Origin of the sequence: Pseudomonas sp. LjRoot71, assembly GCF_964253255.1 — a bacterium.
Lineage (GTDB): Bacteria > Pseudomonadota > Gammaproteobacteria > Pseudomonadales > Pseudomonadaceae > Aquipseudomonas.
In genome coordinates, this window is sequence record NZ_CAXURA020000001.1 from 1 (window position 1) to 14,939 (window position 14,939).

The window sequence follows — 14,939 nt, forward strand, 5'->3', positions numbered from 1 at the left end:
ACATTATACGAACTAGCATGCTGCGAGCGGTGAACCCAGATCACTCAGGATTCACTGCTCTCGCCCTAATTCGGGCTTCGCATAATGTGAGTTATGTTTAACCTGCACCAAGATCCAGCACTACACGGCCACGGCTTGGGCACGTTTCCATGTAACGATGCGCTTCGACTACTTCGTCGAATCTGTACACCTTGTCGACCAGCGGCTTGAGCAAACCATCTGCCGTCAGCTGATTGATGCCTTGCACGGCCTTGGCAACAGCGGCTGCATCCTGCGGAATATTCAGCTCTTCCTTGCCGGTGAAGTTGCCGATGCAATGCACGAAGAACTGAATGTTCTTCTGGAACGCTGCGCAGGCTGGGAACGGCGTTTCGTTGCCGCCTTGCAGATCAAACAGGATCAGTCGACCGCGTGGCGCGATGGCATCACCCAGCAGGCACATCTGCGGGCCTCCGAGTGCGTCCATCACCACGTTCACGCCACGGCCATCGGTGAGCTTGCTGACGCGGCTGACCAGATCCTGCTCCTCAGTGAGGATGATGTGATCAGCGCCCAGCTGCTTGAGAAAATCGCTGTCCTCGGCAAAAGCTGTGGCTGCAATGACCGTTGCGCCCAGGGCTTTGCCCATTTGCACGATGTACGGACCCCAACAGCGGCTTGCGGCCGTTACCAACACGGTTTCACCGGGCTGCAAACGTGCCAGTTCGTTGAAACCGAACCAGCCGACCATCGACGGCAGATAGTGCACGGCGGCCTGTTGTACGGTCAGGTTGTCCGGGTAACGCGCCAAGGAACTGCGTGGCAACACCACGTGCTCTGCATAACTGGGATAACGGTTGGCGCTGTGCCCCGGGAAGCTCGCTACTCGATCGCCCACCGCCAAATCAGTCACGCCATCGCCGACGGCCAGCACCACACCGGCCAGTTCGTGGCCCAGGCCTGCTGGTAATTGCGTCGGTGTATTGGCCAGGTTCTGCCGCCAGAGCACGTCGTACCAGCTGACACCTACGGCTTCAACACCGACCAGCACTTCACCTGCAGCGGGCGCAGGTGCTTGGCGCTCTTCGATCTTGAGGACATCGGCCTCACCAAATTCGTGGAAACGCACTATGCGGGACATCGCAAACCTCTTCGTTTGACCCATTCAGGTCGCGGCAGCTGTTCAGCATTTCTGCGCGATACAGTCATGGCGACCTCTTATGGCCACGGACTTTATCCGGGCTTTGCCATCAATTCCACCGCTCAGGGCTGATATTCACCATGCTTGTCGGTGATGATGCGTCACGCACACATCATTTCTCCGCGCATATTGCCTGGTGACAGCATTCGGCATTAGCCTGATTCGCGCGCAAAACCGCAGCCACTCCAGAATGGACACCGGATGAACCGTAACGATCTTCGCCGCGTCGATCTCAACCTGCTGATCGTCTTTGAAACGCTGATGCATGAACGCAGCGTGACCCGTGCGGCGGAAAAACTGTTTCTCGGCCAGCCGGCTATCAGTGCTGCCCTCGCCCGTTTGCGCAGCCTGTTCGATGACCCATTGTTTGTGCGCACCGGCCGCAGCATGGAACCCACCGCCCGCGCCATGGAGATTGCCGCCCTGCTCTCGCCAGCGCTGGATTCGATCTCTACGGCAGTCAGTCGTGCAGCAGATTTTCATCCAGCCACCAGCAATGCGGTATTTCGTATTGGCCTGTCGGATGATGTCGAATTCGGTCTATTGCCACCGCTGATCAAACGCCTGCGCGCCGAAGCACCCGGCGTGGTACTGGTGATTCGCCGTACCAACTACCTGCTGATGCCTGCTTTGCTGGCCTCCGGGGAGATTTCCGTGGGCGTTGCCTATACCGAGGAATTGCCCGCCAACGCCAAGCGCAAAGTGCTGCGCCGTAGCAAGCCGAAGCTGCTACGTGCCGATACCGCACCAGGCGCGCTGAGCCTGGATGACTTCTGCGCCAGGCCGCACGCGTTGGTGTCCTTTGCCGGCGACTTGGGTGGTTTTATCGATACCGAACTGGAAAAACTGGGTCGCAAGCGTCGCGTAGTACTCGCCCTGCCCCAGTTTAATGGCCTGGGCACCCTGCTCGCCGGCACCGATATTCTCGCCACCGTGCCGGATTACACCGCAGCAGCATTGACCTCTGCGGGCGGGGTTCGTGCCGAAGAACTGCCCCTGCCGACGCAGACCTTCGAACTGCACATGGCCTGGCGTGGCGCTCAGGACAACGACCCGGCGGAACGCTGGCTGCGTTCGCGCATCCAGATGTTCTGCGGTGATCCGGACAGCCTGGAGTAAGCCCTGCCCCGCAATCAAGGTGCGTCCGAGCACCTTGCCCACATAGTTGAAATCGATATAAGCCCCTTCATCATCATTCACGATGATAGTCACCTTCGCAGCATTCGATTCGTTCAACGCCAAAGCGCGCAGCAGACTCCGCCCCATCACAACACCCTCGGGCGGATACACACATGGAACAGTCCAATAACAATCGCTGGCATTTCCCTTTGGCCCTGGCCGCAGTGCTGGTCTTGAGCGCATGCGGTAAAGCGCCGGAAACTGCACAGCAGATGCCAGCAGCAAAAGTCAGCGTGGCAGCAGTCATCGAACAGCCGATCAATGAATGGGATGAATTCACCGGACGTCTGGAAGCGCCTGAATCGGTCGAGATCCGCCCACGGGTATCCGGTTTCGTTGATCGCGTTGCCTTTGCCGAAGGCAGCCTGGTGAAGAAAGGCGACCTGCTGTTCCAGATCGACCCCCGGCCGTTCCAGGCCGAAGTTAAACGCTTCGAGGCTCAGCTGCAGCAAGCCCGTGCTAGCCAGGCGCGCACGCAAAGTGAGGCCAATCGCGGCGAACGCCTGCGCCAGAGCAACGCCATCTCTGCCGAACTGGCGGATGCCCGCGCCAGCGCCGCCGCCGAAGCCAAAGCTGCAGTGGCCGGCATTCAGGCAGAACTGGATAACGCCCGTCTCAACTTGAGTTTTACCCGCGTTACCGCGCCGATTGATGGCCGCGTCAGCCGGGCAGAAATCACCGAGGGCAACCTGGTCAATGCCGGGCAGAGCCTGCTGACCACCCTGGTCAGCACCGACAAGGTGTACGCCTATTTCGATGCTGATGAGCGCGTGTTCCTCAAGTACGTCGAGTTGGCACGCCAGGCCGGTGCTCAGGCGCGTGATGCCAGCCCGGTGTACCTGGGCCTGTCCAGCGAAGACGGTCACCCGCACCTGGGACAGTTGGACTTTCTCGACAACCAGGTTAACCCGCAGACCGGTACCATCCGTGGCCGCGCGGTGTTCGATAACCGTGATGGCCGCTTCACACCGGGTCTGTACGCACGCCTGAAACTGGTTGGCAGCGGTCAGTACGCCGCCGCGTTGATCAAGGATGAAGCGGTCGGCACCGACCTGGGCAAGAAGTTCGTCCTGGTGCTCGACAAGGACAACGCCGTGCAATACCGCGCCATTGAACTGGGGCCAAAGCTCGAAGGCCTGCGCATCGTGCGTCAGGGCCTGGTCAAGGGCGAGAAGATCGTGGTCAACGGCCTGCAACGCGCCTTCCCCGGTGCCACAGTCGACCCGCAGAACGTACCCATGGCCGACGAGGCCACCCTCGCCCAACTGCTGCGCCTGCGCCAGTCAGTCGATGAGCACGATGCGCCACGGGTCGCCAAGCAAGATACCAACAGCGGCAAGCCGCGCGGCTGACATGACGCCTGGGGCGTACTGCGCCCCCTACCCGACAACCTGATTCGTAGGGTGCGCGTGGCCGTTTGGGCCTGGCGCACCAGCGTCCGAGGACTTTCTGATGAACTTCTCGCAATTCTTTATTCAGCGGCCGATTTTCGCCGCCGTGCTGTCACTGCTGATCCTGATCGGCGGTGCCATCTCGCTGTTCCAGCTGCCGATCAGCGAATACCCGGAAGTGGTGCCGCCCACTGTGGTGGTCCGCGCGGCCTTTCCTGGTGCCAACCCCAAGGTCATCGGTGAAACCGTTGCCTCGCCGCTGGAACAGGCGATTACCGGTGTGGAAGGCATGCTCTATATGTCTTCCCAGGGCACGGCCGACGGCAAGATGACCCTAACCCTGACCTTCGCCCTCGGTACCGACTTGGACAAAGCCCAGGTGCAGGTGCAGAACCGCGTCACCCGGACCATGCCGACCCTGCCCACCGAAGTGCAGCGTCTCGGCGTGACCGTCGACAAGGCCTCGCCCGACCTGACCATGGTCGTGCACCTGACCTCGCCGGATGACCGCTACGACATGCTGTACCTCTCCAACTACGCAGCGCTCAACGTCAAGGACGAGCTGGCGCGTCTGGATGGCGTGGGTGATGTACAGCTGTTTGGCTTGGGTAACTACTCGCTGCGGGTCTGGCTTGATCCGAACAAGGTCGCGTCACGGGGCCTGGCCGCCAGCGACGTGGTCAATGCCATTCGCGAACAGAACCGTCAGGTTGCAGCCGGCTCGCTCGGTGCGCCGCCCTCGGATGCCGGCAACAGCTTCCAGCTGTCGATCAACACTCAAGGCCGTCTGGTCAGCGAGGAAGAGTTCGAGAACATCATCATTCGCGCCGGTGAAAACGGTGAAATCACCCGTTTGAAAGACATCGCGCGCATTGAGCTGGGCTCCAGCCAATATGCCCTGCGCTCCTTGCTGAACAACAAGCCGGCGGTTGCCATCCCGGTTTTCCAGCGTCCCGGATCCAACGCCATCGAGATTTCCGATGCGGTGCGCGCGCGCATGGCTGAGCTGAAACAGAGCTTCCCGCAGGGTGTGGACTACGAGATCGTCTATGACCCGACCATCTTCGTGCGGGGCTCCATCGAGGCGGTGGTACATACCCTGCTGGAAGCCATCATTCTGGTGGTGCTGGTGGTGATTCTGTTCCTGCAAACCTGGCGCGCGTCGATCATTCCGCTGGCCGCCGTGCCGGTATCGTTGATCGGTACCTTTGCCGTGATGCACATGTTCGGCTTCTCGCTCAACGCGCTGTCGCTGTTCGGCCTGGTGCTGGCCATCGGCATCGTGGTGGACGACGCCATCGTGGTGGTGGAAAACGTTGAACGGAATATCGGCCTGGGCAAAACCCCGGTAGAGGCCACCAAGCAGGCGATGAAGGAAGTCACCGGCCCGATCGTCGCCACGGCCCTGGTACTGTGCGCGGTGTTTATCCCCACAGCCTTTATCTCCGGGCTTACCGGGCAGTTCTACCAGCAGTTTGCGCTGACGATTGCCATCTCCACGGTGATCTCGGCCTTCAACTCGCTGACCCTGTCCCCTGCCCTGGCCGCCGTGCTGCTGAAAAGCCACGACGCGCCGAAAGACCGTTTCTCCAAGGTGCTCGACAAACTCTTTGGCGGCTGGCTGTTCAACCCGTTTAACCGCGCCTTTGACCGCGCCAGCCATGGCTATGTCGGCACGGTGAAGCGCGTCTTGCGCGGCAGCGGCATCGCCCTGTTCGTTTACGCCGGCTTGATGGGGCTGACCTACCTGGGCTTTGCCAGCACGCCGAGCGGTTTCGTGCCGGCGCAGGACAAGCAGTACCTGGTGGCCTTCGCCCAGCTGCCGGATGCCGCGACCCTGGACCGCACCGAAGACGTGATCAAGAAAATGTCGGAAATCGCCGGCAAGCATCCTGGTGTGGAAAACACCGTGGCCTTCCCCGGCCTGTCGATCAACGGCTTCACCAACAGTCCGAACAGCGGCATCGTCTTCACCCCGCTGAAACCGTTCGATGAGCGCAGTGATCCGTCGATGAGCGCCACGGCGATTGCGGCCGAGCTGAACGCGCAGTTCAGCGAGATTCAGGACGCCTATATCGCCATCTTCCCGCCACCACCGGTGCAGGGTCTGGGCACCATCGGCGGCTTCCGCCTGCAGGTGCAGGACCGTGGCAACCTCGGCTATGACGAGCTGTACGTGCAAACCCAGAACGTTATCGCCAAGGCCCGCGCGCTGCCAGAGCTGGATCCGATGTCGGTGTTCACCAGCTACCAGGTGAATGTGCCGCAGATCGATGCCGCCATCGACCGCGAAAAAGCCAAGACCCACGGCGTGGCGATCAGCGACATCTTCGACACCATGCAGATCTACCTGGGTTCGCTGTACGCCAACGACTTCAACCGCTTTGGCCGTACCTATCAGGTCAACGTGCAAGCCGAGCAGCAGTTCCGCCTGGAGCCGGAGCAGATCGGCCAGCTAAAGGTGCGCAATAACCGCGGGGAAATGGTGCCGCTGTCGGCCTTCCTCAAGGTGGATGCCAGCTCAGGCCCGGACCGGGTGATGCACTACAACGGCTTCCTCACTGCCGAGATCAACGGCGCGGCAGCGCCCGGTTACAGCTCCGGCCAGGCCGAAGCGGCGATGGCCAAACTGCTCAAGGAAGAACTGCCCAACGGCATGAGCTTCGAGTGGACCGACCTGACCTACCAGCAGATTCTCGCAGGTAACAGCGCGATCTTCGTCTTCCCGCTCTGCGTACTGCTGGCCTTCCTGGTACTGGCCGCCCAGTACGAGAGCTGGAGCTTGCCGCTGGCAGTGATCCTGATCGTACCGATGACCCTGCTGTCGGCCATCACCGGGGTGATCCTGGCGGGGGGCGACAACAACATCTTCACCCAGATCGGCTTGATCGTACTGGTGGGATTGGCCTGTAAGAACGCCATTCTTATCGTCGAATTCGCCAAGGAGAAACAGGAAGAAGGCATGGACCGCGTGAGCGCGGTACTGGAAGCCTGCCGCCTTCGTCTGCGGCCGATTCTGATGACCAGTTTCGCCTTCATCATGGGTGTGGTGCCGTTGGTGCTGTCTTCCGGCGCTGGCGCAGAAATGCGTCATGCCATGGGCGTGGCGGTATTCAGTGGCATGCTCGGCGTGACCTTCTTCGGCCTGCTGCTGACCCCGCTGTTCTATGTGCTGATCCGCGCCTTCGTGGAGAAGCGCGAGGCGCAGAAAGTAACCCGTCTGCAGGAGGTGCAGGTATGAAGTCCCTTAACGCCAAGCCTCTGGCCATCAGCCTGCTGACCCTGGCGCTGACGGCCTGCGCCGTAGGCCCGGACTACCAGGCCCCGCAGACCGAGGCCGGCACACTGAGCAGCGCGCAAAGCAGTAGCTACGACCGCTCGCGCTTTGAAGCCAGCTGGTGGCAGCAGTTCGATGACCCGGTACTTAACCAGCTGGTCGAGCAATCGTTGCAGGAGAACCGCCAACTGCGCGTGGCCTTTGCCCGCCTGCGGGCGGCCCAGGCCATCCGTGATGACATCGGCAACGATCAGCTGCCGACCATCACCAGCCGCGCCAGTGGTGAGTTTGGCAAAGCCCAGCAACCCGGCGTAACCGAGCAGCGCGTGCGCGGCGAACGTTACGACCTGGGCCTGGACATGCTCTGGGAGCTGGACCTGTTTGGCCGCATCCAGCGCCAACTGGAAGCCAGCGATGCCGAGTTGGATGTGGCCGAAGCCGATTATCAGCAGCTGCAGGTCAGCCTGATCGCCGAACTGGTAGATGCCTACGGCAGCCTGCGCGGCGCGCAACTGCGTGAGCGTATCGCCCGTGACAACCTGAACAACCAGCAGGAATCCCGCGCCATTACCGAGCAGCTGCGTGAAGCCGGCGTTGGTAGCCAGCTCGATGTACTGCGCAGCGACGCACGCCTGGCCAGCACCGAAGCCAGCCTGCCGCAACTGCAAGCGCAGCAGCAGCGCGCTAAACACCGCATCGCCACCCTGCTCGGCCAGCGCCCGGATCAATTGAGCGTGGACCTCTCGGCCCAGGATCTGCCCGCCATCGCCAAGGCCCTGCCGGTTGGCGACCCCGGCGAGTTGCTGCGCCGCCGTCCGGATATCCGCGCCGCCGAACGGCAACTGGCCGCCGCCACCGCCAATATCGGCGTGGCCACCGCGGATCTGTTCCCCAGAGTGAGTCTTAGCGGCTTTCTCGGCTTTACCGCCGGGCGTGGCTCGCAGCTGGGCTCGTCCGCGGCGCAGGCCTGGGGCCTTGCGCCAACCATCAGCTGGGCCGCCTTTGATCTGGGCAGTGTGCGTGCGCGCCTGCGCGGGGCCGAAGCCGAAGCCGATGGCGCACTGGCCAACTATGAGCAACAGGTGCTGCTGGCCCTGGAGGAATCCGCCAACGCCTTTAGTGACTACGGCAAACGCCAACAGCGCCTGCTCGCCCTGCTGCGCCAATCCGACGCCAGCCGCGCCGCCGCCGAACAGGCCCGCGTGCGCTACCGCGAAGGTGAAGTGGATTTCCTCGTGCTGCTGGACGCCGAACGCGAACGCCTAAACGCCGAAGACGCCCAGGCCCAGGCGGAAGTCGAGCTGTATAGCGGCATCGTCGCCATCTACAAGGCCCTTGGCGGCGGCTGGCAGCCTAACGCTTAACCTTGAGAACCTGTTTACGATCTCGCGAGCTAGAGACCTGCAAGGCGCTACGTAGTAACAGCCCTCGGCTGGTCAAAACGGCAAGGAAGCGGAGTTTACTGGTGTAAATGAGCATTACTCGTTTCACTCGCCCTTCGGGTCGCGCTAAAGCGCGTTAGCCGCAAGCGGCTTACCGAGCCTGTGTTTAACGCAGCAGGGCCGAAGCGCAGCAGATTGTAAGCCGGTTCTTACAGACTCTCCCCCCGGTTGGCTTGGCCAACCCCTTCGCGCCCCACGGCAGTTGCTCCTTGCCGTGGGGATTTTTTATTTGCATGGGCAGTGAACCCTTTACCAAGTAGAAGTCCGACTCAAAAGATCGAACGGAATTACCCGTGCCGCTGGGCCTGGCGATAGTGCCGGGGGCTCTGCCCCGTCCAACGGCGGAAACTACGGGTGAAGGCGCTGTGCTCGGAGTAACCCAGGAGCATGGCGATATCCATCAGACTCAGGCGTGTCTCGCGCAAGTAACGCTCGGCAATCTCCCTGCGCACGGCGGCAATTTCGTCGCGCAGACAGGTGTTCGCCTCGCGCAAGCGCCGCTGCAAGGTGCGCGGCGACAGCCCCACCGCCCGAGCAATGCACGCAATGCCGGGCTCCTGCCCATGGGGCATGCGCCCAATCAGGCGGCGCACCTGGTCGATAACCGGTAGCCCCGCTGGCAATGCGCACAGCAGGGCATCGGCCTGTTGCTGCATCAGTTTGAGCAGGGCCGGGTCGGCGCTATTGAGCGGCGCTTGCAGGGTTGCCCGGTCGAGGCGCACCAGGGTTTCCGCCTGGGCGAAAAGCACCGGGCAGGCGAAGAAGTCGAGATAAGGCTGCAGATCAGCGGGACGTGGATTGATGAAATGCACCTCGATCGGCCTAACGTCCCCGCCGCTGAGCGTGCGCCCCAGCTGCAATAAGGCGGTGATGGCGGTTTCGTCAACCAGCGGCCCGGGCCGCCCATGCTGCGCATCCCAGACCAGGTCTACGCAGGTCTGTTGTGGGCGGACCAGCATCGGCGTGACGTCGTAGATCAGGCGCTGGTAGTGATGGATATGCGTCAGGGCCTCGCCCAGGGTATGCGAGGCCATCACCAGGTAACCCAGCACGCCCACATGGCGGGCCGCGATGGTTTGCCCCAGGTGCAAACCGAGCTGCGGGTCGTGCAGGTGGTCGGCGGCACGCTGCAGCAGGCTGGCCCAGGTCTGAATGGGCATGGCGTCGAGGGCATTGACGGTTGGCGACGGGCGCGGATGCCGGAGCACCTGTTCGGCGCTGGCACCTTGGCCATCCAGATACTCATAGAGCAGCAGGGCAAAGCTATCCGGAATGCAACGCCTGTTATGCAAAGCATGAGCCCTCGAAAGTTGGCGCAAAGTGTCAAATTGACCGGCAGCTACTGTCAAGCCGCAAGCGGGCTTTTTTGCCACCATGGGGCACTTCAAGAAGCTACCTCAAGGTGCCTGCCAGATGAATCTACTAATTACCGGTGCCGCCAGTGGCATTGCTGCCTGCATGGCCGAACTGGCGATAAAACAGGGGCATCGGGTGATTGCGGCCGATGTCGATGAGGCGGCACTGACATCGCGCTGGCAGCACCAAGCCAAGGTCACTTGCATAAAGCTGGATGTACGCAGCCAGGACTCATGGGACCGACTTCTGGCTCAGCTGGATGAGCAGCGTTGCCCGGCGGATGTGCTGATTAACGTGGCCGGGGTGTTGCGCAGCGGCAGAGTCGGCGAGCTGCAACTGGACGATATCGAGCTGATGCTCGACGTCAACGTCAAGGGCGTCATTCTCGGCACCAATGCCGTGGCCGCCAGCATGATCGCCCGGGGCTATGCCGGCCACATCATCAACATCGGATCACTGGCATCGCTCTATGCCACGCCCGGCACCACCATCTACGCCACCAGCAAATATGCCGTGCGCGGTTTCAGTATCGCCGCCGCCGGTGATCTCAAACCCCATGGCATCGCCGTCAGCCTGGTCGGTCCCGGGCCGGTAAAAACCGCCATGCTGGAGTTGCAGCGCGGTGACGAAAAGGCCGCGCTGACCTTTTCCGGTGCTCGCGCCCTTACCCCGGAGGAAGTGGCCAGCGCCGTCCTCGGCCCGGTGATGCGCAAACGCCCACTGGAGCAGTTTATTCCCTGGCATGAGGGCCTGCTGGGCAAGCTGTGCAGCATCGCGCCAGGGCTGTTCCTGCGCATGACCAAGCAGGCAGCGGAACGCGGTAAAAAGCACTTCACCGCCGACAGCTACCGCTAAACCGATAATAAGAACCCACCCCGATTCGAGGAGATGGCAGTGACGCAATTCAAGGCAATTACCGATTTCGATGGCTCGCGCAAGGCGAGCGGACAGCAGGCCAGGGTCGAGGACACGCGTGCGGCGGCGAGCGATTTTCGCAAGCATATGCTGGCCGGTCCCAAGGCCCGCTATTTCCGCTCATTCGATCTGGTGCGCCTGCCCTATCCGTCGCGCTACGGACTGCGCAATGCCTTCTCCCGGGAAAAGTGGGTGGAGTATCTGCATATCCAGAACCGGCTTTTCGTCGTGCAGTTCGACACCCCCGAGGGGGTAAAAACCCTGCTGGTGTCACCGTCCGACCATGAGCGCAACGGTGAAACGCCATTCTTCCGTCGCCTGCAGGACAAGACCCCGGATTTCATCACCAACCTGGCGCTGAAACGACAAAACACCGTGCCGAGCATCATCGCCGCGCTCGGGCTTAAGCCTGAGGATATCGACTACATCACCTATGACCACCTGCACACCCAGGATCTGCGGCGCTGGCTGGGCACGGCCAATCAGCCGGCGTTGTTGCCCAACGCCAAGCTGCTGGTGCACCGGCAAGAATGGGCCTCGGCCCTCGACTTGAACCCCTACCAGGCGGACTGGTATTGCCCCCACGGCCTGGCGGGCATTGGCGAAGACAAGATCGTCAGATTCGACGGCTCGATCATGCTCGGCGATGGCGTGGCGCTGGTGCATACGCCGGGCCACACCGAGGGCAATCACTCGATCGTCGTGCATACCGACGAAGGGCTCTGGGTCACCAGTGAAAACGGCGTGAGTGCCGATGCCTATGCCCCGCATTTGTCCGCCGCCAGTGGCGTGGCCGAGTATGCGAAAGCCCTGGGCGTGGAGGTCATCATCAATGGCAATACCCTGGAAAACTCCGTTGACCAGTACATTTCCATGGTTCAGGAAAAAACCATTGCCGGCCCATCGGCCCGCGATCCGCGCTTTCCCAACGTATTCCCCTCATCGGAAATGACTCCATTCTGGGCCTTCCCGGGCGCGAAACCCGCGTTTTATGTCGGTGAAGCGCATCACGGCACCCTGCATCGCCCCTGATTCAGGCTTGGCACAGCCAGAATTACAGCTGGGAGCCCTGCTCTCAGCTGGTCTGCGTACAGCTCGGTTGCCCGGCGGAGTACTTAATGCCGGGGCTGACTGCGGCATTGAACTCTTTTAGCGCGGATGAGCCGATCAGCAGCGGGAATTCAAAAGCGCTGCGGTCGGTCAGGTTGACCTCGATATTCTTCAGCTCATCACCCACGCAGATATCCATCTCGACCACCGGGCGCGCGGTATACAGCTGCTTGTCGCCGGGCTGGCGGTCGTCGGCGCGGCGTTTGATATAGCTCATGCGCGTCAGCGGTTTTTCGATGACTGGGGCCTGTTTGGCGTTATCCAGGCCCACCTGGAAGCGCACCCATTCGCCGCCATCACGTTTGAACACTTCAATATTCTTGGCGCTGAGCGAGGCGGTTTCTGCCCCGGTATCGAGTTTGGCGGGCAGTTTCAGGGCCAGCTCATGCAGGGAAACGTGCTCATGCAGGCCATAGATCTGCGGCTGGTTGGCCATCGCGCCGGTGCTGAACAGTGCGGCGCACAATGCCAGCGTTGCGGTGATCTGTGGGGACGGTACGAGGTTACGCATGCTGAGGCTCCAGTCGAGATTGAACGTGGGGCCACAATAACGATGCTGGCTGAATTCAAACTGAATCAGGCACTTATAGCACCTGTTCCTATAGCCACTTCGCCCCGTCATGAATGACCATGACAGGGCGAAGTGGTTTCACATACGGCGTGTTAAGCCGTTAGCGGGATTACTTCAGATCGAAGCGATCCAGGTTCATCACCTTGGTCCAGGCGGCGACGAAGTCCTGCACGAACTTCCCTTGTGCATCGCTGGTGGCGTAGACCTCAGCCAGGGCACGCAGCTGGGAGTTGGAGCCAAACACCAGGTCCACCTGGGTGCCGGTCCATTTCAGGTCGCCGGTTTTGCGGTCGCGGCCTTCCAGCACACCGTCGGTAGCCGACTTCTGCCACTTGGTGCCCATGTCGAGCAGGTTGACGAAGAAGTCATTGCTCAGGGTTTCCGGGCGTTTGGTGAACACGCCGTGCTGGGCTTTGCCAGCATTGGCATTCAAGGCACGCAGACCGCCAATCAGCACGGTCAGCTCCGGTGAGGTCAGTTCCAGCAGTTGCGCCTTGTCGATCAACAGCTCGGCTGCCACGCCCTCGTAACCCTTGCGGGTGTAGTTGCGGAAGCCGTCTGCCTTGGGCTCCAGTACCGCGAAGGAGTCGACGTCAGTCTGCGCCTGAGTAGCATCGGTGCGGCCAGGCGTGAATGGCACCACGGCGTCAACACCGCCCTTCTTCGCTGCGGCTTCGACAGCGGCGCCACCGGCGAGGACGATCAGGTCGGCCAGGGAGATTTTCTTGCCGCCGGCAGCTGCTGCATTGAAGTCCTTCTGAATGCCTTCCAGTACAGCCAATACCTTGGCCAGTTCGGCCGGTTGGTTAACCTCCCAGTCTTTCTGCGGCGCCAGACGAATACGTGCGCCATTGGCCCCGCCGCGCTTGTCGCTGCCACGGAAGGTGGAAGCCGAAGCCCAGGCGGTGTTGACCAGTTGGCCAATCGACAGGCCGGATGCCAGTACCTTGGCTTTCAGCGCTGCAATGTCCTGAGCATCGACCAGGGCATGGTCAACGGCCGGCACCGGGTCTTGCCAGATCAGCACTTCGGCCGGTACCAGCGGGCCGAGGTAACGGGCGCGCGGGCCCATGTCGCGGTGGGTGAGTTTGAACCAGGCGCGGGCGAAGGCGTCGGCGAACTCCTGAGGGTTCTGGTGGAAGCGGCGCGAGATTTTCTCGTAGGCCGGGTCCATGCGCAGCGACATATCGGCGGTGGTCATCATCGGCGGGTGTTTCTTCGCCGGGTCATGGGCGTCCGTAATCAGGTGCTCGGGCTTGCAGTTTTTCGGCGTCCACTGTTTGGCGCCTGCCGGGCTTTTGGTCAGTTCCCACTCGTAGCCGAACAGCATGTCGAAATAGCCGTTATCCCAAGTGGTGGGGTTGGGTTTCCAGGCACCTTCGATACCGCTGGTGGTGGTGTGCACGCCTTTGCCGGTGCCGAGTTTGTTGATCCAGCCCAGGCCCTGCTCTTCAAGCGGTGCAGCTTCCGGCTCGGGGCCTACCAGTGCGGGGTCGCCGGCACCGTGGGCTTTACCGAAGGTGTGACCACCGGCTACCAGGGCTACGGTTTCTTCATCATTCATGGCCATGCGGGCGAAGGTTTCACGTACATCACGCCCCGAGGCGATGGGGTCAGGGTTGCCGTCCGGGCCTTCCGGGTTGACGTAGATCAGGCCCATCTGCACGGCGGCCAGCGGGTTTTCCAGCTCGCGATTACCGGTGTAACGGCTGTGTGGTTTTTCGCTGGTGGCCAGCCACTCGGTTTCCGAACCCCAGTAGGTGTCTTCTTCCGGCTCCCAGATATCCGGACGACCACCGGCAAAGCCGAAGGTTTTGAAGCCCATGGATTCCAGTGCAACGTTACCGGCCAGGACGAACAAGTCGGCCCAGGAGAGTTTGCGCCCGTACTTTTGCTTGATCGGCCAGAGCAGGCGACGTGCCTTGTCTAGGTTGCCGTTGTCCGGCCAGCTGTTGAGCGGAGCAAAACGCTGGTTGCCGGTGCCTGCACCGCCACGGCCATCGTGGATGCGGTAGGTGCCGGCGGCGTGCCAGGCCATGCGAATCATCAGACCGCCGTAGTGGCCCCAGTCAGCGGGCCACCAGTCCTGAGAATCGGTCATCAGGGCGGTGAGGTCTTTGACCACGGCGTGCAGATCAAGGCTCTTGAATTCGTCGGCATAGTTAAAGCCCGCGCCCATGGGGTCGGACTTTGCAGAATGCTGGTGGAGGATTTTCAGGTTGAGCTGGTTGGGCCACCAATCGGCGTTCTTCGGGGCGCCACCAGTCACGCTGTTCTTGCCGGCACCGCCCGAGAACGGGCACTTCGCTTCATTGGACATGATTCTCTCCTGTTGTATTCACCTAACGGGGTGGACTCAGCTTGGTAGCTGGACGGCGAACGGGCCAATAGGATTTCGGTATGACCTTTATAGTAGTCAGGGAATATGACGCCAGGACGATGGATTAATGTCCGGCACTGAGCTGGCAATTGTGAGTGAATATTCTTAAAGCGCAGCGAATCGGGCACACTCACCGAA

The 14,939-nt window shown here is 61.4% G+C and carries 10 protein-coding genes; 6 read left to right on the top strand and 4 right to left on the bottom strand.

Annotated features, from left to right (window positions below):
* Window positions 1-97: 97 nt before the first annotated feature.
* Window positions 98-1,120 carry a zinc-dependent alcohol dehydrogenase family protein gene (locus ACSQ17_RS00005; RefSeq protein WP_436067053.1) on the bottom strand — a complete coding sequence of 341 codons (1,023 nt, stop codon included), beginning with the start codon at window positions 1,118-1,120 and terminating at the stop codon, window positions 98-100.
* Between the two features lie 261 nt (window positions 1,121-1,381).
* Between ACSQ17_RS00005 and ACSQ17_RS00010 the strand changes: the two genes are divergently transcribed.
* The 4 genes from ACSQ17_RS00010 to ACSQ17_RS00025 all read left to right on the top strand — a co-directional run bounded on the left by ACSQ17_RS00010 (window position 1,382) and on the right by ACSQ17_RS00025 (window position 8,391).
* Window positions 1,382-2,299 carry a LysR family transcriptional regulator gene (locus ACSQ17_RS00010; RefSeq protein WP_233684904.1) on the top strand — a complete coding sequence of 306 codons (918 nt, stop codon included), beginning with the start codon at window positions 1,382-1,384 and terminating at the stop codon, window positions 2,297-2,299.
* A 173-nt stretch (window positions 2,300-2,472) separates the two neighbouring features.
* Window positions 2,473-3,711, top strand: a complete 1,239-nt coding sequence (mexE, locus tag ACSQ17_RS00015; RefSeq protein WP_436067054.1) for a multidrug efflux RND transporter periplasmic adaptor subunit MexE — start codon at window positions 2,473-2,475, stop codon at window positions 3,709-3,711.
* 100 nt (window positions 3,712-3,811) lie between these two features.
* Window positions 3,812-6,991: an efflux RND transporter permease subunit gene (locus ACSQ17_RS00020; RefSeq protein ID WP_436067055.1), complete on the top strand. Its 3,180-nt coding sequence runs from the start codon at window positions 3,812-3,814 to the stop codon at window positions 6,989-6,991.
* Window positions 6,988-8,391: an efflux transporter outer membrane subunit gene (locus tag ACSQ17_RS00025; protein WP_436067056.1), complete on the top strand. Its 1,404-nt coding sequence runs from the start codon at window positions 6,988-6,990 to the stop codon at window positions 8,389-8,391. The genes ACSQ17_RS00020 and ACSQ17_RS00025 overlap by 4 nt, the downstream gene beginning before the upstream one ends.
* Window positions 8,392-8,756: 365 nt before the next feature.
* On the opposite strand, the gene ACSQ17_RS00030 is transcribed toward ACSQ17_RS00025, so the two are convergent.
* Window positions 8,757-9,761: an AraC family transcriptional regulator ligand-binding domain-containing protein gene (locus ACSQ17_RS00030; protein WP_436067057.1), complete on the bottom strand. Its 1,005-nt coding sequence runs from the start codon at window positions 9,759-9,761 to the stop codon at window positions 8,757-8,759.
* Window positions 9,762-9,882: 121 nt separating this feature from the next.
* Between ACSQ17_RS00030 and ACSQ17_RS00035 the strand changes: the two genes are divergently transcribed.
* Both ACSQ17_RS00035 and ACSQ17_RS00040 read left to right on the top strand, forming a co-directional pair.
* Window positions 9,883-10,680, top strand: a complete 798-nt coding sequence (locus tag ACSQ17_RS00035) for an SDR family NAD(P)-dependent oxidoreductase (protein ID WP_436067058.1) — start codon at window positions 9,883-9,885, stop codon at window positions 10,678-10,680.
* 39 nt (window positions 10,681-10,719) lie between these two features.
* Entirely contained in the window at window positions 10,720-11,772 is a 1,053-nt protein-coding gene (locus tag ACSQ17_RS00040) for a hypothetical protein (protein ID WP_436067059.1), read from the top strand.
* 43 nt (window positions 11,773-11,815) lie between these two features.
* On the opposite strand, the gene ACSQ17_RS00045 is transcribed toward ACSQ17_RS00040, so the two are convergent.
* Entirely contained in the window at window positions 11,816-12,286 is a 471-nt protein-coding gene (locus ACSQ17_RS00045; protein ID WP_436070398.1) for an ATP-dependent zinc protease family protein, read from the bottom strand.
* Window positions 12,287-12,530: 244 nt separating this feature from the next.
* The gene (katG, locus tag ACSQ17_RS00050; RefSeq protein ID WP_436067060.1) at window positions 12,531-14,741 is read right to left on the bottom strand and encodes a catalase/peroxidase HPI; all 2,211 of its coding nucleotides are present in this window, start codon (window positions 14,739-14,741) and stop codon (window positions 12,531-12,533) included.
* Window positions 14,742-14,939 lie beyond the last annotated feature (198 nt).